Below are 22813 nucleotides of genomic sequence, written 5' to 3' on the forward strand. Positions count from 1 at the left end.
TTCCATCGTGGAGGATTGCGCATCATGCAAAAAAAATCAACCATCGTCATGATTCTCTTGCTCTCTATGCTGCTTATGATTTCGGGCTGTGGGAATGCAAGCAAGAAGCCCGAGACAAATGCGGGCGAGAACAAAAATGTACAAAAAGAGAAGGATAAAGGGGAAAAAGATGCCACATCAGGTGCTTCAGTGGCAAAGTATACCCCGCTTGAGGAATTGAAGGAAAGCTACGATATTGTTATCGTTGGCGCGGGCGGTGCTGGCATGACTGCCGCGCTTGAGGCGAAGGCAGCGGGGATGAATCCTGTCATTCTTGAGAAAATGCCGGTTGCAGGCGGCAATACAAGCAAAGCATCTTCGGGTATGAATGCATCAGAAACGAAGTTCCAGAAGGAACAAGGCATTTCGGATAAAAATGACTTGTTCTATGAAGAGACGCTCAAAGGCGGACATAACACGAACAACAAAGATATGCTTCACTTCTTCGTAGACAATTCGGCCAAAGCAATCGACTGGCTCGATTCTATAGGGATCACGCTCAACAATATAACCATTACCGGGGGCATGAGCGAGAAGCGTACCCACCGTCCCAAAGACGGTTCAGCCGTGGGCCAGTATCTCGTGACTGGATTGCTTAAAAATGTACAAGAAAAAGGCATTCCGGTATTTGTAAATGCGGATGTTAAAGAAATTACAAGTTCAAATGGCAAAGCAACGGGAGTGAAGGTTGGTTTCAGCCAGCATGGAGAAAAAACGATTGCAGCAAAATCGGTTGTCATTACAGCTGGTGGTTTTGGAGCCAACATGAATCGCATTGCTGAAGTTCGTCCCGACCTGAAAGGCTATGTCACAACGAACCAACCGGGAAGCACAGGTGATGGCATCTCTATGGTTGAGAAAATGGGCGGAACTACGGTTGATTTGAAGCAAATTCAGGTGCATCCTACTGTACAGCAGGAAAACTCCTACCTGATTGGTGAAGTTGTGCGCGGCGAAGGTGCGATTCTCGTTACGAGCAAAGGGAAGCGATTCGTTAACGAGATGGCGGCCCGAGACAGTGTAACGGCTGCGATTACAAAGCTGCCAGAGAAAAACGCGTTCCTTATATTTGACGCGGGTGTCCGCTCACGAGCAAAAGCCATCGAACAGTACGAAAAGATGGGTTTTGTCAAAACAAAAGACTCTATCAAGGCGCTGGCAGAAGAAATTAAGGTACCGGCTGAAGAGCTGCAAAAAACGCTCGATGCGTGGAACAGTGCGGTGAAAAATAAGAAAGACGCGGAGTTCGACAGAAAAACGGGGATGGATCATGAATTGTCAGCTGCCCCATTCTATGCGATCAAAATCGGCCCAGGGATTCACTACACCATGGGTGGCGTAAAAATCAACACGAATACAGAAGTGCTGGACAAGGACGGCAAGCCTATCCCAGGATTGTTCGCTGCAGGTGAAGTGACAGGTGGATTGCATGGCGAGAATCGAATTGGAGGCAACTCCGTTGCGGAAATTATTATCTTCGGTCGCCAAGCCGGTACGAAGTCAGCAGAATATGCAAAATCGATCAAGTAAGCGATAAAGCTTTTATGAGGAATATCAAATTAGCCTACCCAAGGATTGAATAGTAAATTGCTGCATCACAGAATGACCCCACCGACGCATTGGCGTTCTGGCGGGGTCATTGTCATTTTTAGATGATGTGTATCTGTACCCCATTAAAATAGCTTGTAGCCTTAGTCCCCGAAGATATGCGATATATTCATATTGCCGCGCTCTCTATTTGATTCGGGGTGTAGATAGCAATTCCTGTACGGCCTTATTCGCAACCTGGATCATCGCTTGCGTTAAGACTTTCGCTTTAATTTCCAATTGGCTAGAAATTGGCCGCCGTTCATTTCTTACTCTTGCGATTGTCTACATCAATACCTGCACGTTGTAGTTTATCCTCTGCTTCCTCTTCAATGAGTTCTTTCAGCTGGGTCAATACAGGGCTAAAGTCGGTATGCTTCCCCATCATAAAGCTCATCTCGTATTCGATTTCAATCCATGTGCTTATATCCGCCTCATTGTGTTGGATTTGAGCTTCGAGTTTATCCAAAGCATTTGCAACCTTGGCTTCATACGATTGCTTATGTTCAAATTCGATCCACAGGTCATATACGTCTCGCCCTAGATCCCCTTTCAATGTTTCCCGAATTCGTTGTATGGCCTTCATTTCGTTTTGAGCCTTTTGTTCTCGCAATTGTTCGTTGTTCATCGTATCGAATGCAGGGATATCTTTCGCTTCTGCTTCCACTAAATCATGAATAATGATCATTTTCAGCATTTTGGCGGTATCGATCTCTTGATCTAAATACGGCTCAATCAGCATGGCCATGAGCGATACTCTCCACGTGTGCTCCGCCACGCTCTCCTGTCTGCCGTTTGACAGCCAGCTGTGCCGCAGTTCAGACTTTAACTCCTCACCAAGATTAACCACATTAAGTATATTCATCAATTGAGTCCTCATCGATTGTCTCTCCATCATTTCTTCGCTCCCAGTGAGTCATTCTCTACTCTGTTTTATGCTATGAATCTCTTAAGTGTAATAAAAAGATCCTGTTTGTTCAAACAGGATCGAAGCGAGTCATGTTTTTTGTTAATATGATTAAATAAATGAGTCTTTACTCTTCAAGGAAAGAAAAAGGATTTACGCCCCCGCTGCTGAATATAGGTATTGTGCATTGTTTCGATACAAGGGAATTGACTTTTCCATCGATTTGCGCCTAAAATCACAATATTGAACAATAGAACAGATTGAAGGGATTTATATGCCATACATTCGATTTAAAGCTTTTCCAGATGCCTTCGTGGAAGAGATTGCACCAAACATTGTAGAGGAATTCTCCTCGATTGTACGCGTGGAGCCGGAGAAGGTCAAGATTGAAGTATTGAACGTTCATATTATAACGAACACTCCGCTTTCGGTCGAGATTATGATGTTCCAACGGGACAAGGAAACACATGACGCCGTTGCCGCCAGCATCGACCATATGTTGCGAGAGCGAGGATATCCAGGCGTTCACATTTTCTTCATCATCCTCGATCCGCACTATTATTATAAAGAAGGCAAGCCATTGAGATGATTAGCTTCATGCCGATTATTTTCCATTTCATTTACACACAATAGTGTATAGATGATGATTGCAGGAGGTATCGGCATGAATGCACAACGCGCACAAGAGATCGCAGGCTCTCCAATGCTGGCTAACGTAACCTACAACGGTAGACAAGTTTATATTCAGCATGTAGATTCCGACAACGAATCTGCTCGAATTTATCCACTTGACGATCCAGAGCAGGAGCAAGAGGTTCCGCTCGCAAACTTGATTGAGCATCTGGGTTAAATGGAACTCGACGGATTGCCAGCTGCATGACAAAAAGTGCCTTCGTCAAGAGGGCACTTTTTTTCTATAACTGTTTTGTATGATTGAACTCACTTAAAAACTTACCTGGGCATTGGTCATTCTATCCCCGATTGGGATGAGTAGTGATTCTACGTAGATAGGTAACATTTCTTTCTTAGAGATCCTGTTCTACTAAGGATTCTGTTATTTTCCTATTAGATTTTTAATCGCCAACATCGAATTATCCTGAATGATACCTGTATCTACGAAACCAAATGAAGCGTATAATGTTTTAGCTATGACATTACTTGTTCGATAAAAGAGGGTTACATATTCTGCTTCCCCATATGGCATATTTTTAATATCCATCAACATTTTTTCAAAAGCAAGTTTTCCATATCCTTTCCCCTGATAACTCTTTTCAATCATAATATGCCAAATAAAATAGCTCTTCTTCCCATAAAAAACTTCATTTTCAAATAATTCATGATCCAACGTATCATAAATATACATCAAAAATCCAACCGCAACTCCATCGGCATAAATAGCAATGGGAGTCGCTGGTATCCCGTCTGCGTTCAACATATGAGCGTCTGCAAAGCTTCTAAGGTTAGTAGTTTGTATATAGTCTTTCTGGTTTTCTCTTACTTCAAGTGCTATTACTTCATCTATGTTATCTCCGGTAATTTTTCGTAATTCGATCATTTATTTATCTCCTCTCCTAAGACAAGCCACTTTCACACATGGCCTCAAGCATCCCGAATATCTTTTCCATAATTCTCAAAATAGGATACACAAAATATTCAACAAAGCTAACTCTTTTTCCCCTGTGATTTCTAACCCTTGTTCCGCAAAATGGCCCGTTTGTTGAATTGTCATAATCCATCTTGTTAATGCAATTTATATTTAAATCTACAGTTGGATCGTGATGTTCGCTTTTTTTATGTACTCGGTATCGAGTATCGCATAAAAATATTGGTCAACCCATTGGTTCTTCCACAATAATTCCTCTTTGAAAATCCCTTCTCTTCTCATACCCAACTTCTCCATCAAGTTCATGGATTTCATATTGTGACAATTACACATAGCAACGACTTTATGAGCGCCTAACTGATGGAATGAGAAATCAAGTAATAGATTTATGGCTTCTAACCCGTAACCGTGTCCTTGGAATTCTGGGATTATCGCAAATCCGAGTTCCCAACTCTTTCGGTGTTCGGAGTAACTCCATATTTGAGCTAATCCAACAGGAATTGACTTTCCATCAGCTTCCTTCGTTATGACAAAATCATATTGGGATGTTGAATTCATCTGCTCAAGATACTTGTTCCTAACTTTCTCTTTATCAGATTCAACTTGTTCTTCATACAACCAGATGCCGGTGTTCGTCTCAAGTCCACAAATAAAATCTAAGTCATCTGCAGTAACCCTTGAAAGACGAACACGCTTTCCATCTATCTTCATTTGAACCCTCTCCGTTTCTATGAATCTGCATCAATTCCCGATCACATATGGATGGGCGAACCTAGTGGTGATAAAGTTAGCTGATGCATTGTGCAGCTTTCTACGGTGTTATTCTCCTTGTCTATAATCAAGTCGGGCTGCAGCGGTTCATCGTAATGGACATCCATTAGCAGCATGCAAGAACGATACTGCTGTAAATGATTGTAGCAATGTGATAATCGAGTCGATAGACAGCAAATGAATCTAAACCGTTCTTTGCACATAAAAAGCCACGTCAGATCGAAATCTGATGTGGCTTGCGCATTGAATCATCTATTTTAACTTGGTATATACGATTTTCTTAATACTGTCGTAGGACAGGAAATAATGCTCCATAAGCTGCTCGATTGTTGCACCTTCGGCAAATCTGTTGCGAATTTCATGATTGCGTAAGGCCAGCAGCTTTCTGCTTCCGGATTTTGTGCCCCATGCCTTACGTTCTTCCTCGCGTTTCGGAATGTACAGCATGACACCATTCGTATATTTTTGAACTTCCTTTAGCAGTTCTTGTGGTAAAATGTCCGCGTTGACATATTTCATGATAACTCTACCCCTTATATTAGTTAGATAGTAAGGTGGCAAAGTCTCAATATAAACATATCTCACCGTCACGGATGAAGGCGGTTCAAGCATGCTTGGCTCTATACAAACAACCGCCGTTGTTTATAGGTAAGACTTTGCATAGAGCGATGTCCCGAGTTCGTTTTTTAACATGGTTTAACCTCCTTATCTGAAGTAACGAATTCAGTATAGCATGAATCTATTTCCACAAAAACCCTCAATCTTATGTTGGTATCGCAAGCTTACTCCATGAATCGACGTTTAACCTCATTAATTATCCCTATTAATGAATTGACAATAGCGTATTCTATCTATATAGTTAAGTGAACTTAACTAAACTAAACTAAAAGGAACTTATCCTAATGAAACTGAATTTGATTCTAGTTGAGGAAAGTGAATACTACCGCTATGGAGGGAATTGATATGATTGCGGAATACCGGAGAGTTATGAACGAGCTCAATGATGCTTTTCAAGATTATTTCACGGTCTATAACAAGGGAGCTAAACAAATAGATGATTATCATTTAACCGTGCAACAAGAAAATATGATGCTATTTATTATGCGAAACGAGCGGACGACCGCTCATGAGATTGCAAAAGCATTTTCGATTTCCAAAAGCGCGGTTAGCCAGGTGCTGTCTAAATTGGAGGCTGGACACTTTATTATCCGTGAGAGCAACCCAGAGAATCTGCGCGAATCCTTTATTCTTCTTGGAAAGGAAGGAACAAACTATGCGGAGCTCATTAACAAAGCGGATGAGTCGATTGTACAGAAGTTCTCATCTCATATTGAGCTTGAGGAGTTGGAACAGATGCTTCACACGATGAAGAAGATCAACCAGGTGATATCGGGGTCTGATGAAGAACAATAACGGTTATGAAACATCATCACACAACATGAATAGACAGAAAATTGAATAAGTGAGGAATAACATGAGTACAGTTACAAAGGAAAAAATGTCATTAGCACTCGTATTGTTTAATTTATTTATTGCTTACGTCGGTATTGGTCTTGCCGTACCTGTCATGCCGTCCATTGCGAAGGAGATGCACTTAAGCGGACAAATGGTCGGGTATATGATTTCGGCCTTTGCTTTTGCTCAGCTGCTCGCCTCCCCGTTTACAGGGGTTTGGGTAGAGACGCTGGGCAGAAAGAAAATGATCGTATTCGGGTTATGTCTGTTCTCGTTCTCAGAGATCTTGTTCGGCATTGGAACGCAGGCTTGGGTTCTATTTGCGTCACGAATATTAGGCGGTATTAGTGATGCATTCATTATGCCAGCCGTTATTACGTACATTGCGGATCGAACGTCAATTGAGAATAGAGCCAAGGTATTAGGTTATCAAGCTGCTGCTATTAGTGCAGGTTTCATTATCGGGTCGGGACTAGGCGGTTTCATTGCCGAATTAGGCATACGTGCCCCCTTCTTCTTCGCTGCTGCCTTTGCATTCATCGCGGCGATCTTCTCCATCTTCCTGCTGCAGGAATCGCTATCTCAGGAGCAAATGGAGAATAACCGTGCACAACATATTCGCGTCAACTTCTTTGCTGAAATGAAAAAATCAGTGCAGTCCGTCTATTTTGTACCGTTCCTCATCGTGTTTGTGCTCGCGTTTGGATTGGCAGCATACGAGATGATGTTCAGCCTGTTCGTTGATGCAAAGTTTGGATTTACGGCCAAAGATATTGCATTCATTATTACGATCGGCTCAATTCTAGGAGTTGTTGCGCAAATTCTGTTCTTTGAGAAGATGGTGGCGAAATTTGGGGAGAAGAATATCATTCACGCTTCCCTCGTTATAGCGGCATTATTCATTATGGCCACGGTATTCGTAAGTAGTTATTTAGCCATTATGGTTGTGACGAGCATTGTCTTCTTCGCTTGTGATATTCTTCGTCCAGCCGTCACTTCCTTACTCTCGAAAATGGCTGGAGAAAATCAAGGCTTCGTCGCTGGAATGAACTCCACTTATACAAGCCTAGGCATCATTGCTGGGCCGGCCATAGGCGGCTTCTTATTCGATCTGAACATTAATGCGCCATACATGTTCGCAGCAGTAATCCTGCTTGCTGCGCTTGTGATGTCAACCTTATGGAATCGCAAATCGCAATTGAAGCTCAATGGACAAAGCAATGATTAATTGGGACAGTCTCATAGGTCAATATTAAATTTGAAGCCTCCACATTGATAGGTACATGCACGAAGAAAGACGCTTTCATCCCCACATATTCAGTGGTTTTGGAAGCGTCTTTGTACATCTTATGGGACTTGCCTCAATTGATCCTATCCTTTTGAGACAATCCCATTCATTGTGTTATTTTTGCAATTTATATTGGGCTAGCTGATTCCCTTGGTTAATCGAGTACAGATATCCATTGCCTGCATAATGATACTTCTGTCTGTCTTGATAATTAGGATACTCATATATCGTTTGCAGGGTCTTGGCATTCAGCACCTTCTTCGCATTCTCTGTATGTATCTCGATTTGCTGATCTGGTGTTTCGAAAATAATGGCTATCGGGAGATCCGCTTTCACTTCGGCTTTCGTGACAAGTCCATTGGCATCGAACAAGCTCATTACCCCATCTGCGTACACAACATAGTTCTGTCCGATGGATTGAACTCGTGCATTTCCTGGAATACTGCGTTCCCATAATGTCTTCCCTTTAGCGTTCATCGCGATTAACTTATTTCCGCTCTTCGGCACATTCACACGAAGCAGAATATCGCGGTTGTTAATGACCCAAGTCGCCTCATTCACATAGGTAACCGCGCCGCTAGGGAGGTTATAAGTGAATAGCTTGTTTAATTTCGAACCATACACCGCTAAATTGGACTTCCCGATCTCTCCTATTTGGGACACAACATATTGACCGCCAATTACGGAATACATTTGTCCCAGAGATAGTTCAGCAAGTTTTTTGCCGTTTGCACTATAGGCATATGCACGAGGTTTGCTTTTCGCTGTAGGTGTAACCTTTCTATCCGGGTCAATTAATAGAATCGTACCATCATTCATCACATGCACGTCTTCGGCATTCGGAACGGGGATGGTCCAATTGCTTTTGCCAGAGGCATTCACGGAGAATAATTTCGTTCCTTGACCATCTTTTACGAGGGCATACACCGAGCCTAACTTGCTATAAGCAATCTTCGTATTCCATGGATAAGGTGTTCCTTTTTGATAGAATGTGAAGGACCATTTCGGCTTGCCGCTGCTCTCATCTACGGCAGTGACAACACCTGCTTCCCATACTTTCGTTTGTGAGGCGATATAAGTATTTGAAGCCAAATACACGGTCTTCGTGCTCGGAATATGAAATGGAGCCTCAATAAATTGATTTACCTCAGACAAGTCTTTTTGCCAACTTGGCTTTGGCAGCGGTTTGCTTGTTCGACTAGCTGAGACACTAGTTACAGCACTCAAGCACAATACAACTGCCAACAAGGCACTGCTCCATCTTTTGATCCTTTTGTTCGACAACATGATGTTTCATCACTCCTGTAATGTATGTAACTGCATGAATATATGAACATGAAATATTTTAACACGGACGCTTCAAATTTTCAGGAAAAATAAAGTCTATCAGGTAAATGTTCAACTGCTATTTGCAGTCAGGCTATTTGTATCCTGTTATTCCTCAAGTAGTTTGGCGAGTGTCGCCACTGTGTTATTGTCAGGAAGCGGCCGATACAATGTCACCTTCAGATCCGGAGCATCATATACCTGGAACGTGATATGCTCCATCATCATTAGCCCTGCCTTTAGGTGGAGCAATGCTTTGGTGCCAATCGGGGTTCCCATGATGTCATGGCGAGGCCACCATTGCTGGAACTCCTTACTATGCTCGATTAATTCTTGGACAAGCTCTTGGTACCAATCCTCCCCTACGTAACATGTGCTGGTAGATCGGAATGAAGCAAGCAGCCGCTTCGCGTGACCTTCCCAATCGACCAGCAGCTCTCGGTAAGAAGCTGAGCGAAAACAACGCCATACCGCATTTCGCTCTTTCCCATTCATGGCGGAAAAATCGCCAAATACCGCACATGCAGCGCGGTTCCAAGCCAACACATCCCATTTATGATCGGTTACGTATGCAGGACAATCCGCCCAGTGATCTAGAAAATGCTGCAAAACAGTTTGAACATCCGCACGAATCGTTTCCGGCTTGTTCGCTGCCGGAGGCTGCTGAAGAGCAAGTAGAAACAGATGATTCTTCTCTTCCGCGCTTAATTGCATAACCCGAGCCAAGCTCTCTAATACGTCTTGGGAGACATTGATTTCTCTTCCCTGCTCCAACCATGTATACCACGATAGGCCGATGCCAGCTAACTGTGCTAGCTCTTCCCATCGAAGACCCTTCGCTTTGCGTCTCGTTCCGATCGGCAGACCATAATCGGCAGGCTGCAGGCGATTGCGCCGTGACTTCAGAAAGTCCCCTAATTCTTGGCGTCGCCCCTGTTTTAATGGCATTAACATGCGGCTTTACGGTCGCCAATGTGTATGTGAACCAAACCTTGCTTGCCAGTATGGCCCAGACATTCGGAGGGACGATTACTCAAATTGGCTGGGTTGCAACATTGGCGCAAGTAGGCTATGCACTGGGCAATCTGTTCTTAGTTCCGCTTGCTGATATGGTAGAGAGACGGCGTCTTATGATTGTCCTTCTCGGGATCGTGAGTATCTCCTTAGCGGCAGCTGCGGTATCCCCGAATATGAACTGGTTAATAAGCATTCATTTGGTTATCGGAATAACCACTGTTATCCCACAAGTTGTCGTTCCGATGGCGGCTTCTCTGGTCATAGCGGAACAGCGAGGGAGAGTGCTCGGAAATGTAGCAATCGGGTTAGTGTGCGGAATATTGGGTGCCAGGTTCGTTAGTGGATGGATAGACGATATCTATGGCTGGAGAATCATGTACTGGATATCATTTGGCTGCATGATCGGTCTGATGATACTCGTTCGCAGCTTGTTCCCACGCAGTTATGGCCGAGCAGAGATGACATATCGAGCGTTAATCGCCTCTCTTCTTCCGCTGATTCGGAAGGAGCAAGTACTGCGCAAGACATGTATAAGTCAAGCATTCGTATTTGGAGCATTTAGTGTGTTTTGGACAACGTTAGCCTTGCTGCTTGCCTCGCCTGCCTACTCCTTAGGTTCTGGTGCAGTAGGTATGGTCGGTCTGGTTGGGATTGGAGGCGCGTTCGCAACTCCCCTCGTCGGGAGAGTGATCGATCGCATGGGAGCTGTGTTTGCTGGAAGAGTATGTACGGCTGCTGCTCTGTTCTCTTACTTGCTGCTTCTGTTATGGGGAGAAAGTCTGCTGGTACTCGTGTTCGCCGCTTTCTTGCTAACGATTGGTACGCAAGCGAATCAGGTGGCTTGTCAGGCACGTCTTTTCGAACAGTCTTCCGAAGCTCGCAATCGTCTGAATGGACTATATATGGTTGCAACGTTTTTGGGAGGGGCTCTAGGCTCTTACTTGGGTTTGCTTGCATGGAGCCATTGCCAATGGGTAGGAGTCTGTGTCACAGGACTTTCTATGCTCCTCATCTCTTCCATCGGTCTGATTGACAGAGGGAACTCATTTGGAACATCTAACGGTTGAGCAAATGGAAAATGAATTTTTTACAAAGGGGAAATTTCATCATGTCACGCTGTGAAGACCACTATCAAAAAGGCTTGGACATCTTGGCACGTATCGACAAAGATCATGTTGAGGCCATTGTAAACAGCTTCAAGGATTCGCCTGCTCCGGACTTAGGACGACTTGCTGTAGAATTTAATTATGGACAGATCTTTGCACGACCCGGGCTCGATTTGAAATCACGTCTGCTTGCTGCGGTGGCAGGTTTGACTGCATTAGGCAATACGACGCAGCTCAAATTTTATATCAATGGAGCGCTCAATGTTGGATGGACAGAGGAAGAGATCGTTGAAGTAATTATGCAGATGATCATTTATGCCGGATTTCCACATGCCCTGAACACGATCTTTAAGGTAGCAGCGGAAGTCTTTGAAGAACGAAGAGCAGCTGCTAAGTAGGAATTTGTAGGAATTCAATACGAAATCTATATCTTCCCTGGGTACTTTGGCTGGTGATGGCAAGGTACTCAGGGATCATTCACATTCAAGGTTATGTCAAAAAGCGGTTGACCCGATCTGCATATTTAGCTCGACTATCTTGGTATTCGGCATACATCCGGTTATTTACAACAGTGCTGTTGCCGAAGAAGAAGCGCTCATAGACAGACTGCCTGCCACCGAATGAGCTGACGCTCAGCTCCCATGCCAATCGCGCCAATTGCACGCTCTTCTTGGCATCCAGATCGATACCCTTCATGTAACGATCTAGCTGATCGCGAATATCGGTGTTGAAGTCCTTCTCATGTGGAATCATGATTAAATTGCTGGCGCCAATCAATTGGATGATTTCAATGATACGAGGATACATCTTCTGATAATATACATTGGCGGCAATAAGCGGCTTGCGATTAGGAAGCATACTGCCCCATCTATCTACAGCTGCCCCCTTCTCGGCTGCAAGTTGGAAAGCCTTGAGCGTCTCCACGGCTACAATAACTTCTGTAACCTTTTCAATAATATGTTCATGGTTATTAATCCCTGTGGCTTCGACCAGCATTTCGATCGTACCGAGCATGAACTCCGTTTTTGCAATATTTTTGCAAATGATTTGAGTGCCGGCATAAACGTGGAATTGACTTTCCGTCATGAGCCGAGACGCCATCCTCTCGTCCCCGCATACAAATACCCGATCCCATGGGACAGTAACATCATCGAACACGACAAGCGTATCCATCTCTTCAAATCGGGAACTAAGCGGGTAATCATAGGAAGAATCGCCTGCTGAGAAGCTTTCTCTGCATATAAAACGGATGCCCTCTAGGTTGCTAGGAACCGCAAATACGAATGAATAAGGATTGTCTTCCGTTTCAGTCCAAGAGAAAGGAGTTGGATATACGAGTATTTCATCTGAGGTTGCTCCCTGTGTATCTAATAGAAACGCCCCGCGAACAACGATCCCATCCTTATTTTTATCCATGATACGGGCAGCTTCCGGTTCTCTGAAAGTCCGGAGAAAGGTAGATATTCTAGCTGCCTTAGGCTGAATGAATACATGAGAGAGCGTGATATCGTTCTCGCGGCAATACTCATAATACCGTTTCAAGTTGGATGCATACGCAGGGTAATCATCTTCAAGTATCCCGGCAGCTGAAGCATACGCCATAATGGCTGTGTTCATATAATCGGGAGCACGACCAAGAAATCCATGATGGACATTCGCCCATGTCTCCATCATAGTTCTTCGTTGTACGAGATCCTTCATCGTCTTCGGCTGCATGTAGGACAGACCTACTGGATCGCCTGTTAAGGGCGAAGAATACACGAGGCGTGCCTTCACTTTCCCGGCAACCTGCATGTCATACATGTTCGCTTGTGTAGCCATAAGTCCCTTGAAGGCTTTGTGTTCGGAAATTTCCCCTCTTATCTTTCCCCCTGCGATTCTAACATCGGGGAGATTGTTGTTAATCCGTTCTATATATTCCTTGCCACTCTTCACGGGCATTGAATCCGCCTCCATCGCCGCTGCGTTGTTATGGATACATTATTCCATACAGGGCGAATTGGAAATGGGCGAATACCCGAAGCGCAAGCCATATTGGCAAGTATTCAATAACAATCCCAATTCAAATACCACTCATCGTCTGTCGTGGATCGGTATATACATGTTCCGTTGTCACCGATCATGAAGCTAGGCTTCTCTTCAGATGCGATCTGCATGACGGATTCAAATTCTTCCATGGATTCAGGACATTGGATAAAAGCGGATAACTGTGTCGTACCTGGTCATATATATGAACTTTTCACTGGAGGTTAATACTAATGTACTGACATATTTACCCTTATATGTTAGTATAGTACAGAGATAAGAATAACATATGAATAATCCCACATTACACATCTTACATACTTCTGCATTCGAACTAAGGAGTAAAGGGGCTGTGCATTCATGACACAAAAAGGGTATATTCCGGCTATGAAGTTCCATTGGTTAACCCCTATATATGATCCGGTGTTAAAATGGGGGATGAAAGAGAACAAGTTCAAGACCCATTTGGTTCAGCAAGGGAATGTGAAGCCAGGTCAACGTATTCTCGATTTGGCTTGTGGAACGGGCACATTGACGTTAATGTTGAAGCAAGCGCAGGGGGAGGCTGAATTTGTAGGGCTTGATGCTGATCCAGAAATATTGACGATTGCGAAGAATAAGGCAGTACAGAATAAGGTGGATATTGAGTTTCAGCAAGGCATGTCCACGGATCTCCCTTTTCCAGATGCCCATTTGGATCACGTTTTTTCAAGTCTCTTTTTCCATCATTTGACCCTCGATATGAAGCGTCGAACGATAGAAGAGCTGCATCGCACCTTGCGTCCTGGCGGGACGATTAACATCATTGATTTTGATAAACCGCAAAACAGTTTGATGCGTCTTGCCTTTTACCCGATTCAATGGCTGGATGGCTTCACAACGACCCGGGATCATGTCCACGGTATTCTTCCTGAATTGTACCAGGAATGTGGATTTGAGAATGTGGAGCAAACCGGTCAGTTTGCGACCATATTCGGTACGCTGCGCTCCTATCGTGCACAGAAGCCGTCAGTTTAATGGCCTCAACTTATTTCCACAACATGTATGAAAATTGTTCTAATCTCCTCTATTGAAAAAGAAGTATTCATTCTATCACATTCCCATGTTAAGACGACTCCATCGAATCAGAGGCTATGTACAAGGATGACCAATTGTTTGATTCTATTTCTTCTAACTTTACTATAAGGAGGCTTTCTATGAAAAGGATGATTGATAAGAGAATATTCATTCTAGCAATTGTGATAATAACCGTTCTTGTATCTCCTCTTACTGCCTTTGCTGCTTTATCTTCCCCATCGTTAACGGTTAGTTCTTCGAATGCAGCTTGTGCCTTGAGCTGGAATGCGATTAGCGGAGCTACAGGGTATGATATCTATCGCAACGGCAATTGGTATAAATGGACAAATACGTTGTCCTACTCTGATACGGGATTGACCAATGGATCAACCTATACGTATGCGGTTGCTGCGCAAAATGACAAGACTAGTCCGGTAGAGACATCCCCGCATAGCGCCAGCAAAGCTTGCACGCCAACTGCCTCAGGCGGCAGCACATTGCCAGCCCCTACTTTATCGGTAAGTGCATCGAATGGAACCTGCAGCTTAAGCTGGAATGCAATCAATGGCGCTACAGGCTACGACGTCTATCGCAACGGCGATTGGTATAAATGGATCAGCGCTTTGTCCTTTTCCGATACGGGATTGGCGAACGGAACAACCTATACGTATACGGTTGCCGCGCAGAATGACACGACAACTCCCGTTACTACTTCCCCGCAAAGCTCCAGTAAAACTTGCAAACCTGTTTCTGGCGGTACTGGTGGGGGCTTTGTCGTTACCGAGGCTCAATTCAATCAAATGTTCCCTAACCGCAATCCATTCTATACTTATTCCGGTTTAGTATCCGCTCTGTCCTCCTACCCTGCCTTTGCCAATACAGGAAGCGACACACTCAAAAAACAAGAGGCAGCAGCTTTTCTAGGAAATGTAGCCCAAGAATCGGGACATTTAAAATACATCGTCGAACTGGATACGGCAAATTACCCGTTTTATTGTGATAACACGAGTGTTCTCTACCCATGCGCACCTGGTAAGCAGTACTATGGAAGAGGCCCGATCCAATTAAGCTGGAACGTCAATTATGGAGCCGCTGGCGCTGCATTGGGACTTCCGCTTTTGACCAATCCAGATTTGGTCGCGCAGGATTCCTCAGTAGCATGGAAAACAGCCTTGTGGTTCTGGAACACACAGAACGGAGCAGGGACTATGACACCGCATAATGCAATCGTCAACGGCTCAGGCTTCGGGGAGACTATCCGTTCGATCAATGGGGCGAAGGAATGTAACGGCTTAAATCCAGCCGCAGTAGAGAATCGGGTCAATTTCTTCACGATTTTCGCTAATTTGCTCGGTATCTCAACGGGAAACAATCTCAGGTGTTAGATTTGGAACTGATGTGCATAACAAACTTTTCTTCGAGCAGGTACGGAATGGCCATATTAAATGAACTTAGTCAGTCTGTGTTCATGTACAAAAAAACGACTCCGTGGTAACAGAGTCGTTTTTTTTACATATTCAATTAAAATACTTTTGTCGTCCAAGATTCACAGTTCCATGTCTCTGTCACGATATCGCGATAGAATTCAGGTTCGTGGGAAATAAGCAGGACGCTGCCTTTGTACGCTTTAAGGGCACGCTTCAGCTCTTCCTTCGCATCGACATCCAAGTGGTTCGTCGGCTCATCGAGTACGAGCAAGTTTGTCTCCACGTTAATGAGCTTGCACAAGCGAACTTTCGCCTTTTCCCCACCACTTAGCACCGCAATTTTACTTTCGATATGCTTCGTTGTCAGTCCGCATTTCGCCAGTGCTGCACGAACTTCGAATTGTGTAAAGGAAGGGAACTCCTTCCAGATCTCTTCGATACATGTATTGTAATTCGCGTCTTTGACTTCCTGTTCGAAGTACCCGATGTCCAGGTTGTCACCTTTCTCTACAGAGCCCGAAATTGCAGGAATTTCGCCCAAGATGCTGCGAAGCAATGTCGTCTTACCGATGCCGTTCGCGCCGACGAAGGCGATCTTCTGGCCGCGCTCCATACGGAGGTTCAATGGACGGGACAATGGCTCATTGTAACCAATTACCAAGTCTTTCGTCTCGAATACAAGCTTGCTGGAAGCGCGGGAATCCTTGAAATTGAACTGCGGCTTCGGCTTCTCCTTCGCTAGTTCAATCACTTCCATCTTGTCGAGCTTCTTCTGACGGGACATCGCCATGTTGCGTGTCGCGACGCTCGCTTTGTTGCGTGCAACGAAGTCTTTCAGGTCAGCAATTTCCTGCTGTTGGCGCTTATACGCAGATTCCAGCTGCTGCTTCTTCATTTCATAGACTTCCTGGAACTTGTCATAGTCGCCCACGTAGCGGTTAAGCTCCTGATTCTCCATATGGTAGATCAGGTTAATAACGCTATTCAAAAACGGAATATCGTGTGAGATGAGGATGAATGCATTCTCGTACGCTTGCAGATAACGCTTCAGCCATTCGATATGCTGTTCATCCAAATAGTTCGTAGGCTCGTCCAAGAGCAGGATGTCTGGCTTCTCAAGCAATAGCTTTGCGAGCAGCACCTTCGTACGCTGACCGCCACTCAAGTCATGTACGTCTTTGTCCAGGCCAATATCAACCAAGCCAAGTCCTCGAGCAGTCTCCTCGACCTTCGCATCGATCAAGTAGAAGTCTTGATTCGTAAGTGTGTCTTGAATCGTACCGACTTCCTCTAGAAGCTTCTCTAGTTCCTCTGGCGTTACGTCACCCATTTTGCCATACATGTCGTTCATTTCTTGTTCCATATCAAATAAATATTGGAACGCGCTTCTCAATACATCACGAATAGTTAGACCCTTGCTAAGTACGGCATGCTGATCGAGGTAGCCGACGCGCACGCGCTTGGACCATTCAACTTTGCCTTCATCCGGCTGTAGTTTGCCAGTAATAATATTCATAAAAGTGGACTTGCCTTCTCCATTGGCGCCAATCAGTCCAATGTGCTCGCCCTTGAGCAGGCGGAAGGATACGTCCTTGAAGATCGCACGGTCTCCAAAGCCGTGGCTGAGTCGTTCTACGTTTAATATGCTCATTCATGACACCTTTTCTTATAGTCTTTGTACTCGATATATTATAAACGTTATCGAGCTTAAAAGTAAGCGTAAAATAGGTTTCTTCAATTTTAAAGAATGTATTGTGCCTTTTTGCCGATATTTGCATGAAATTGATTGTTGCTAGCGTATATTGTATAAGCATGTTTGTTCATTTGACAACAGTTCGTCTTCTCCTATAAAATGAATGATAGTCAGTCATTTGTGATCGAGTTAGAGGAGGTCATACTCATCGAAGACAAAAAGGAACGTATTGTTCGTGCGGCTATCGAAGTATTGTGCAGCAAAGGCATCGAAAAGACGAAGGTATCTGATATCGTGAAGGGAGCCGGGATTGCACAGGGCACATTTTATCTTTACTTCCCTTCTAAGCTGGCTGTCATGCCTTCTATTGCAGAAGTCATGGTGCAGAAGATTATAGAAGCGCTTCAGAGCTCAGTAGATCAGAACGCCCCATTTCAGGGTCAGATCAAGTCTTTTATTGCAACGGTGTTCCAACTTCACCATGATAGCCGAGAGCAACTAGCGCTGCTGTATGCAGGATTAGCCTCCAGTGAGCATCTTAAGGAATGGGAATCCATTTATAAGCCTTATTATGACTGGGTTACTGCACTGCTCGATAGAGCTCAAGCTAACGGATCAATCCGGAAATCGCTCAACACTGCTAGAACGGCGCGAATTGTGATTGGGGCCATTGAATCCGCAGCTGAGCAAGTGTATCTGTTCGATCAAGCGGATGAATCAGAAATACAAGCGCAAGCGGAGGAAGTATACGCCTTCGTCACTCACGCACTAGGGATTCAGGTCCTGTAGTTCAAGGGCCTATCTTTTTGTCTACAAAATGACTGAATGTCATTCATATTAAGAGAGGTGTTATCATGAATCGTTCATGGATGTATGTGATGCTCACTTGCCTGTTCGAGCTGCTGTGGGTATTCGGCTTTAATATGGCCTCATCGTGGTGGCATTGGGCCATTATTCTCGGAATCATTACTGTTGATTTTCATTTCTTGGCTAAGGCTTGTGAGAAGCTTCCTACCGGTACCGTATATGCGATCTTCGCAGGTGCAGGGACAGTCGGTACGGCACTAATGGATGTATTGTTTTTCGGCGGAAGTCTTAGCATAGGCAAAATTGGTTTTATGATTGTGCTTGTTGCAGGCGTAATTGGACTTAAATTGGCAGATCAAGCTGCCACGGATCATAAACAGAAAGGAGTTGCGTAACGATGGGATGGCTGTTTGTTTTCCTAGCGGCAATGTGTGAAATGGTCGGTGTAGTCGGACTTAAAAAGTATTCCCAGCATAAAACGCTGCAAAATGGAGTGATCTTCTTAGGTGGATTCGGAGCTTCTTTTGCCCTACTCTATACTTCATTCCTATATCTTCAGGTTAGTGTCAGCTATGCAGTATGGGTCGGAATTGGTACTGCTGGAGCCGTTCTTCTCAATATGATTTTCTTCGGTGAAAGCAAAAGCCCAGCGCGTATCGTGAGCCTCATCGCCATTATTATTGGGGTTACGGGTCTGAAAGCTTTGTCCTAAAGAACTTCTGAGAACACAACTGAACAAATAACAGAAAGCCGCCAAGTCGAACTTGGCGGCTTATTTTGGATGCTTAACTACGTTTACATTACATGCAATTTGCGATCCGAGAGATGGAAGTGGACATCTGCGGCATGCTCCACGAACTTCTTGTCATGAGACACGAAGATGATCGTTCCCTCGTATGCGGCAATGAACCGCTCCAATGCTTCTATAGCAAGAATATCTAAAAAGTTGGTCGGCTCGTCCAACAATAGTATGTTATATTCCCCTAGGAATAGCTGGCACAGCTGGAGACGAATCGCTTCCCCACCACTTAAGGATCGGACACTCTTCTGAATGTCAGTCCCGACGAACTGCATAGCATGCAGCACACCTCGCAAAAAACCTTCCTCATAGTCGGAACGGTTTTTGACGAATTGCAGTACGGACTCATTGCTTGTATATTGATAACTCATTTGACGGAACCAGCCTATTTTCGCTTTTGGGGAAATGGTTAAGCCTGCCCCCGCATTTGCTATTTGTGCTAATAGAGAGCTTTTCCCGCTTCCATTTGCACCCGTAATCGCTATTTTCTTCCCCTGAGGGAGCTGGAAATTTACATCTTTAAGTAATACAGTGTCACCCAATTGGAGCGTGAGTCTGTCCGCCATAATGGGAAACTTATTGTGCAATTCTACTGTTTTCGCTTGGCGAAACACGATCTGTCTCTCTTCCTGTACGGCCTCTACTTCTTGAAGCTTTTCCATACGATGTTCAATAGCGCGAGCGGCACGATGGACTGCTTTTTGACTGGTGCCTTTCGATTTGGTTTCGAACATGCGGTTTGCCAATGCCTTCGACTCTTTCTTAGACATACTGCCTGCTTGCGCAATCTTTTCGGCTTTCTTCATTTTCTCTTGTACAGCTTTTTCTAGGCGGGTTTTCTCCTTGATAAACTGCTCGTGTGCTTGCATCTGCTGTTCGCGCTCCAGACGCTTCGCCTCGACGTAATCGCTGTAGTTCCCTGAATATACACGCACCTTGCCTTCATGCACTTCCCAAATCGTCGTGACGAGCTCATCCAGTACTTCACGATCATGACTGATCAGGACAAGCGCTCCGTAGTAATAGCGAAGCTCATCGAGCAGGAACGCAATGCCCGCTTGATCTAAATGGGTTGTTGGCTCATCGATGAGCAGCGCTTCATAATAATGAGTCAGCATGTGCGCCAGTTTCAGCCTTGTCTGCTCCCCGCCGCTTAAACCCTCAGTATGATTCGGAATCGCCAATCTGCCTAGTAACGCTGGATCTGCTTCAGCATCTGCAGGCGCCTCCATTTGCTCAAACAAGCCATACTCGACATGCCGCTTCACGTTCCCGCTCGTGGGTTGAACAGTACCTGCAATCAACCTCAGAAGCGTGCTCTTCCCTGCCCCGTTCTTGCCAACGATGCCAATGCGGTCAAACTGATGTACAGCTAACCGGTCAATCTTGAGTATCTCTTTATCTAAATACGTCATTTCGACGTTTTCGAGTTCAAAACAAATGTGTTCCATCTATTTGCTACCTCCGAAATATCATCATTTCGTATCGATAGCCATAGGAATGGTTACGATACGAGCTTCTATCTGGTTAAGAAGAAGCCCGTATTAATAGAACAATAAAAACTGCATGTATCTTACCTCCTGCGTCGCGTAAAAGCATGGGAGCCTATTTGACTCCATTCCAACATATAGCATTTGGTTTGATGCGTCAATCATTCTTACCAGGTACCTTGCTCGTTCATGATTGCCTCGGCAAAGGCTACCTTTTGGAAAAGGGCAGTATATTCCTCAGGTGTCGAACCGTCTTCTACACACCAACACATTCCCATTGTCGTTTCTACATATAAGCACTTCCTAATCATAGGATGCGGAATCGATAGCCTGCGTGCCAGCGTGATCATGATACCATCTATCTTCTCATAGGATGCTGCAGTTATTTCGTTGTCGAACTCATTTAAAATAAATCGAGGAATATCGAATATAGGATCACCGATCACACCCTTCGGGTCGATGATCACGTATTCCCCATCGCTGCTGAGCAGCATATTATCATGATGAAGATCGCCGTGCAGCAGCAGATTTTGGGAATAGGACGAAGCAATGGTCAAGCATATATCTCTTGCTCGTTGCATGTGTCTAGTTAATTCAGGGCAATCGTGACGCTGACTCATGTAAACTGATATTCGTTCTACCCAACCGATATAGGTTGGGTACTTTTCTTCCTCAACAGCCGATATATGTAAATTCGAATATAAGGAACAGAATACTTCCAATCGTCGCTGTATGGAACTCTCATCCCGCAAGGTAGTCCCCGGCTGCAAACGTTCTAATAGGATTACGCCATTCTCTATATCCGCCTCATATACCTTGCAGAATCGCTGCCCCTTATATTGACGCAATGTCGAAACTTCCGTCCAAATCGTTTCCGATGGTTGTCCTATTTTAAGTATCGCATGCCCAAATTGTTCCGAGAAGCAAGTGAACACTACGTTTGCTGAGAAGGATGGAATCAGCTGCAATGAGGACAACGACCACTTCTCGGCATAATCATCGAGATGGAGCAGCATCTGTTCATAAAATGTATTTCCAAATCGCTTCACGATAGTTTCGATTTGCTCCTGCGTAAATATGCTAGATTGGCACTCCATACCCATTCCCTCCATTGTTTAAATATCTTTTTATCCATTTTCAAGTAAATAAAAAGCTGCCCCACTAATTCATTCAGGACAGCTTTGATTGCCTTGTTGTTACGCTATTTAATTGTTGCTGATCGTTGCGGCAGGTTCTATCTTCGTCTGATACAACTTTTTCGCAAGCAGTGTTTGCAGAATAACGAACACGCCGCCTACACACCAATACATCGGTATGACTGCGGGAGTGGTCAGGGAAAACACGGTCATCATAATGGGAGATAAGTATCCCATAAATGCAAACTGCTTGCTCTGCATCGGATCCATGCCGATTTGTGTAGCCTTATATTGAAAGAAGTAGATGATCCCAACGAGCAGTGGGAGCACAATGTCTGGTCGTCCGAGCTGGAACCATAGGAACGAGTGTGCAGCTACTTCCGGTGTGAACTTAATGGCATAATACAATCCGGACAAGATAGGCAGCTGGATAAGCAGCGGCAAGCAGCCCATTGCCAGCGGATTCACCTGATGCTTCTGATACAATTGCATCATCTCTTGCTGCATCTTTGCTTTTGATTCCGCATCCTTCTTATCCTTATATGCGTCTTGAAGAAGCTTCAACTCTGGCTGCAAAACGTCCATCTTCTGTTTCATCTTCTGCTGATTGCGATACTGTCTCATCATGAGCGGCATCAGCGCTAATCGTACGAGCAGTGTGAGCAAAATCAATGCCAGACCATAGCTTCCTCCGAAAAATGCCGCGAAATGTTGGATCAGATACACAAACGGGTACACAATATAATGGTTAAAAAATCCTGGCGTATTAGCATCAACGGTGGCATTAGCCCCGCTTATCCCGCATCCGCTTAATAGCACGAGGAGCACCAGTGCCCCGATTAAAATGAACTTTCGCTTGTAGGTGAATACATTGAACTGCTCCATAATCGTCCTCCTTGATTGGGTAACGTTCTGATTCCAATCAAGGAACGGCAGTCTCCAGAATCTCCATCCGGCGCTTCTTTTCGCTTCACGCTTCTGGTTAGCCAGTGATGTATCTCTGTCCGACCGACGATCCGTTCCTGATGAGGAACAATCGCGACTCGGCCTCTGTATGCAGGGACTAAGAAGCGATCGACTGCGACATACAGATGTGCAACGTAAGCATACGTCAGTGAGCATATTAGACCGATCGAGATCAAATACGGAATCAAATCAGAAGACATCAGATCCTGGAGTTCCAACAGCAATGCATTCACCTCCCTTTTATGCAGATGACTACAGTATCTCATATGGTAAGACAAGTTTCAATTCGGGGAAAAACGAACAGTTGGATACAAA

General features: G+C 44.6%; 24 protein-coding genes. 12 read left to right on the forward strand and 12 right to left on the reverse strand.

Features of this window, described 5'->3' with window-relative positions:
* Window positions 1-24 precede the first annotated feature (24 nt).
* On the forward strand, window positions 25-1569 hold the full coding sequence (locus BLS15_RS17155) for a flavocytochrome c (RefSeq protein ID WP_028532783.1): 1545 nt from the start codon (window positions 25-27) through the stop codon (window positions 1567-1569).
* 319 nt (window positions 1570-1888) lie between these two features.
* Here BLS15_RS17155 and BLS15_RS17160 read toward each other — a convergent pair whose 3' ends face one another.
* Window positions 1889-2491, reverse strand: coding sequence for an HD domain-containing protein (locus tag BLS15_RS17160; protein WP_254777364.1), 603 nt, complete (start codon window positions 2489-2491; stop codon window positions 1889-1891).
* A 316-nt stretch (window positions 2492-2807) separates the two neighbouring features.
* Here BLS15_RS17160 and BLS15_RS17165 point away from each other — a divergent pair, with 316 nt between their 5' ends.
* Window positions 2808-3122, forward strand: coding sequence for a DUF1904 family protein (locus BLS15_RS17165; RefSeq protein ID WP_021255617.1), 315 nt, complete (start codon window positions 2808-2810; stop codon window positions 3120-3122).
* A 75-nt stretch (window positions 3123-3197) separates the two neighbouring features.
* Window positions 3198-3383, forward strand: coding sequence for a small acid-soluble spore protein H (locus tag BLS15_RS17170; protein WP_021255616.1), 186 nt, complete (start codon window positions 3198-3200; stop codon window positions 3381-3383).
* A gap of 204 nt (window positions 3384-3587) precedes the next feature.
* Here BLS15_RS17170 and BLS15_RS17175 read toward each other — a convergent pair whose 3' ends face one another.
* From BLS15_RS17175 to BLS15_RS17185, 3 genes are all read right to left on the reverse strand, one after another.
* Entirely contained in the window at window positions 3588-4088 is a 501-nt protein-coding gene (locus tag BLS15_RS17175) for a GNAT family N-acetyltransferase (protein WP_021255615.1), read from the reverse strand.
* Window positions 4089-4295: 207 nt separating this feature from the next.
* Window positions 4296-4847 carry a GNAT family N-acetyltransferase gene (locus tag BLS15_RS17180; RefSeq protein ID WP_090512921.1) on the reverse strand — a complete coding sequence of 184 codons (552 nt, stop codon included), beginning with the start codon at window positions 4845-4847 and terminating at the stop codon, window positions 4296-4298.
* Window positions 4848-5159: 312 nt separating this feature from the next.
* Complete coding sequence (locus BLS15_RS17185) at window positions 5160-5426, reverse strand: CD3324 family protein (protein WP_090512924.1); 267 nt, start codon at window positions 5424-5426, stop codon at window positions 5160-5162.
* A 444-nt stretch (window positions 5427-5870) separates the two neighbouring features.
* Between BLS15_RS17185 and BLS15_RS17190 the strand changes: the two genes are divergently transcribed.
* Together BLS15_RS17190 and BLS15_RS17195 are read left to right on the forward strand one after the other, a co-directional pair.
* Window positions 5871-6320, forward strand: coding sequence for a MarR family winged helix-turn-helix transcriptional regulator (locus tag BLS15_RS17190; protein ID WP_021255612.1), 450 nt, complete (start codon window positions 5871-5873; stop codon window positions 6318-6320).
* A 61-nt stretch (window positions 6321-6381) separates the two neighbouring features.
* Window positions 6382-7590 (forward strand): MFS transporter, encoded by a 1209-nt coding sequence (locus BLS15_RS17195; protein ID WP_090512928.1) that lies wholly within the window; start codon window positions 6382-6384, stop codon window positions 7588-7590.
* Window positions 7591-7764: 174 nt separating this feature from the next.
* Here the strand turns inward: BLS15_RS17195 and BLS15_RS17200 are convergent, their stop codons facing one another.
* On the reverse strand, window positions 7765-8937 hold the full coding sequence (locus BLS15_RS17200) for an outer membrane protein assembly factor BamB family protein (RefSeq protein ID WP_254777365.1): 1173 nt from the start codon (window positions 8935-8937) through the stop codon (window positions 7765-7767).
* A 147-nt stretch (window positions 8938-9084) separates the two neighbouring features.
* On the reverse strand, window positions 9085-9924 hold the full coding sequence (locus BLS15_RS17205) for a helix-turn-helix transcriptional regulator (RefSeq protein ID WP_090512931.1): 840 nt from the start codon (window positions 9922-9924) through the stop codon (window positions 9085-9087).
* Between BLS15_RS17205 and BLS15_RS17210 the strand changes: the two genes are divergently transcribed.
* Window positions 9918-11060: an MFS transporter gene (locus BLS15_RS17210; protein ID WP_090512935.1), complete on the forward strand. Its 1143-nt coding sequence runs from the start codon at window positions 9918-9920 to the stop codon at window positions 11058-11060. The two genes, BLS15_RS17205 and BLS15_RS17210, sit on opposite strands and share 7 nt — an antisense overlap.
* 41 nt (window positions 11061-11101) lie before the next feature.
* Window positions 11102-11497 (forward strand): carboxymuconolactone decarboxylase family protein, encoded by a 396-nt coding sequence (locus BLS15_RS17215; RefSeq protein WP_090512939.1) that lies wholly within the window; start codon window positions 11102-11104, stop codon window positions 11495-11497.
* Window positions 11498-11588: 91 nt separating this feature from the next.
* Here the strand turns inward: BLS15_RS17215 and BLS15_RS17220 are convergent, their stop codons facing one another.
* A complete protein-coding gene (locus BLS15_RS17220; protein WP_090512943.1) occupies window positions 11589-13040 on the reverse strand; it encodes a 4-hydroxyphenylacetate 3-hydroxylase family protein in 1452 nt (483 codons plus the stop codon).
* 444 nt (window positions 13041-13484) lie between these two features.
* On the opposite strand from BLS15_RS17220, the gene BLS15_RS17225 reads away from it, so the two are divergent.
* Window positions 13485-14141: a class I SAM-dependent methyltransferase gene (locus BLS15_RS17225; RefSeq protein WP_028532777.1), complete on the forward strand. Its 657-nt coding sequence runs from the start codon at window positions 13485-13487 to the stop codon at window positions 14139-14141.
* A gap of 179 nt (window positions 14142-14320) precedes the next feature.
* Window positions 14321-15565 carry a glycoside hydrolase family 19 protein gene (locus tag BLS15_RS17230; RefSeq protein WP_028532776.1) on the forward strand — a complete coding sequence of 415 codons (1245 nt, stop codon included), beginning with the start codon at window positions 14321-14323 and terminating at the stop codon, window positions 15563-15565.
* 136 nt (window positions 15566-15701) lie between these two features.
* Here BLS15_RS17230 and BLS15_RS17235 read toward each other — a convergent pair whose 3' ends face one another.
* Entirely contained in the window at window positions 15702-17258 is a 1557-nt protein-coding gene (locus BLS15_RS17235; protein ID WP_028532775.1) for an ABC-F family ATP-binding cassette domain-containing protein, read from the reverse strand.
* 249 nt (window positions 17259-17507) lie between these two features.
* Between BLS15_RS17235 and BLS15_RS17240 the strand changes: the two genes are divergently transcribed.
* The 3 genes from BLS15_RS17240 to BLS15_RS17250 all read left to right on the forward strand — a co-directional run bounded on the left by BLS15_RS17240 (window position 17508) and on the right by BLS15_RS17250 (window position 18819).
* Complete coding sequence (locus tag BLS15_RS17240; protein WP_028532774.1) at window positions 17508-18089, forward strand: TetR/AcrR family transcriptional regulator; 582 nt, start codon at window positions 17508-17510, stop codon at window positions 18087-18089.
* Window positions 18090-18151: 62 nt separating this feature from the next.
* A complete protein-coding gene (locus BLS15_RS17245; RefSeq protein ID WP_028532773.1) occupies window positions 18152-18502 on the forward strand; it encodes a DMT family transporter in 351 nt (116 codons plus the stop codon).
* Window positions 18503-18504: 2 nt separating this feature from the next.
* Window positions 18505-18819 carry a DMT family transporter gene (locus tag BLS15_RS17250; protein ID WP_021255599.1) on the forward strand — a complete coding sequence of 105 codons (315 nt, stop codon included), beginning with the start codon at window positions 18505-18507 and terminating at the stop codon, window positions 18817-18819.
* A gap of 83 nt (window positions 18820-18902) precedes the next feature.
* Here BLS15_RS17250 and BLS15_RS17255 read toward each other — a convergent pair whose 3' ends face one another.
* The 4 genes from BLS15_RS17255 to BLS15_RS17270 all read right to left on the reverse strand — a co-directional run bounded on the left by BLS15_RS17255 (window position 18903) and on the right by BLS15_RS17270 (window position 22722).
* On the reverse strand, window positions 18903-20357 hold the full coding sequence (locus BLS15_RS17255) for an Msr family ABC-F type ribosomal protection protein (protein WP_028532772.1): 1455 nt from the start codon (window positions 20355-20357) through the stop codon (window positions 18903-18905).
* A gap of 206 nt (window positions 20358-20563) precedes the next feature.
* Window positions 20564-21493, reverse strand: a complete 930-nt coding sequence (locus BLS15_RS17260) for an aminoglycoside phosphotransferase family protein (protein ID WP_028532771.1) — start codon at window positions 21491-21493, stop codon at window positions 20564-20566.
* Window positions 21494-21601: 108 nt separating this feature from the next.
* Complete coding sequence (gene yidC / locus BLS15_RS17265) at window positions 21602-22417, reverse strand: membrane protein insertase YidC (protein ID WP_021255596.1); 816 nt, start codon at window positions 22415-22417, stop codon at window positions 21602-21604.
* Complete coding sequence (locus BLS15_RS17270) at window positions 22372-22722, reverse strand: hypothetical protein (RefSeq protein WP_021255595.1); 351 nt, start codon at window positions 22720-22722, stop codon at window positions 22372-22374. The genes yidC and BLS15_RS17270 overlap by 46 nt, the downstream gene beginning before the upstream one ends.
* Window positions 22723-22813 lie beyond the last annotated feature (91 nt).

It is taken from the genome of Paenibacillus sp. cl6col, assembly GCF_900102125.1.
Lineage (GTDB): Bacteria > Bacillota > Bacilli > Paenibacillales > Paenibacillaceae > Paenibacillus_B > Paenibacillus_B suaedae.

Bases quoted from the DNA above. Each gene is read 5' to 3' on its own strand.
- yidC (WP_021255596.1), bottom strand. From the start codon at position 22,417: ATGGAGCAGTTCAATGTATTCACCTACAAGCGAAAGTTCATTTTAATC.
- BLS15_RS17210 (WP_090512935.1), top strand. From the start codon at position 9,918: ATGGCATTAACATGCGGCTTTACGGTCGCCAATGTGTATGTGAACCAA.
- BLS15_RS17160 (WP_254777364.1), bottom strand. From the start codon at position 2,491: ATGAATATACTTAATGTGGTTAATCTTGGTGAGGAGTTAAAGTCTGAA.
- BLS15_RS17190 (WP_021255612.1), top strand. From the start codon at position 5,871: ATGATTGCGGAATACCGGAGAGTTATGAACGAGCTCAATGATGCTTTT.
- BLS15_RS17165 (WP_021255617.1), top strand. From the start codon at position 2,808: ATGCCATACATTCGATTTAAAGCTTTTCCAGATGCCTTCGTGGAAGAG.
- BLS15_RS17205 (WP_090512931.1), bottom strand. From the start codon at position 9,924: ATGCCATTAAAACAGGGGCGACGCCAAGAATTAGGGGACTTTCTGAAG.
- BLS15_RS17235 (WP_028532775.1), bottom strand. From the start codon at position 17,258: ATGAGCATATTAAACGTAGAACGACTCAGCCACGGCTTTGGAGACCGT.
- BLS15_RS17250 (WP_021255599.1), top strand. From the start codon at position 18,505: ATGGGATGGCTGTTTGTTTTCCTAGCGGCAATGTGTGAAATGGTCGGT.
- BLS15_RS17220 (WP_090512943.1), bottom strand. From the start codon at position 13,040: ATGCCCGTGAAGAGTGGCAAGGAATATATAGAACGGATTAACAACAAT.
- BLS15_RS17200 (WP_254777365.1), bottom strand. From the start codon at position 8,937: ATGTTGTCGAACAAAAGGATCAAAAGATGGAGCAGTGCCTTGTTGGCA.
- BLS15_RS17195 (WP_090512928.1), top strand. From the start codon at position 6,382: ATGAGTACAGTTACAAAGGAAAAAATGTCATTAGCACTCGTATTGTTT.
- BLS15_RS17180 (WP_090512921.1), bottom strand. From the start codon at position 4,847: ATGAAGATAGATGGAAAGCGTGTTCGTCTTTCAAGGGTTACTGCAGAT.
- BLS15_RS17155 (WP_028532783.1), top strand. From the start codon at position 25: ATGCAAAAAAAATCAACCATCGTCATGATTCTCTTGCTCTCTATGCTG.
- BLS15_RS17225 (WP_028532777.1), top strand. From the start codon at position 13,485: ATGACACAAAAAGGGTATATTCCGGCTATGAAGTTCCATTGGTTAACC.
- BLS15_RS17255 (WP_028532772.1), bottom strand. From the start codon at position 20,357: ATGGAACACATTTGTTTTGAACTCGAAAACGTCGAAATGACGTATTTA.
- BLS15_RS17260 (WP_028532771.1), bottom strand. From the start codon at position 21,493: ATGGAGTGCCAATCTAGCATATTTACGCAGGAGCAAATCGAAACTATC.
- BLS15_RS17170 (WP_021255616.1), top strand. From the start codon at position 3,198: ATGAATGCACAACGCGCACAAGAGATCGCAGGCTCTCCAATGCTGGCT.
- BLS15_RS17215 (WP_090512939.1), top strand. From the start codon at position 11,102: ATGTCACGCTGTGAAGACCACTATCAAAAAGGCTTGGACATCTTGGCA.
- BLS15_RS17230 (WP_028532776.1), top strand. From the start codon at position 14,321: ATGAAAAGGATGATTGATAAGAGAATATTCATTCTAGCAATTGTGATA.
- BLS15_RS17185 (WP_090512924.1), bottom strand. From the start codon at position 5,426: ATGAAATATGTCAACGCGGACATTTTACCACAAGAACTGCTAAAGGAA.
- BLS15_RS17175 (WP_021255615.1), bottom strand. From the start codon at position 4,088: ATGATCGAATTACGAAAAATTACCGGAGATAACATAGATGAAGTAATA.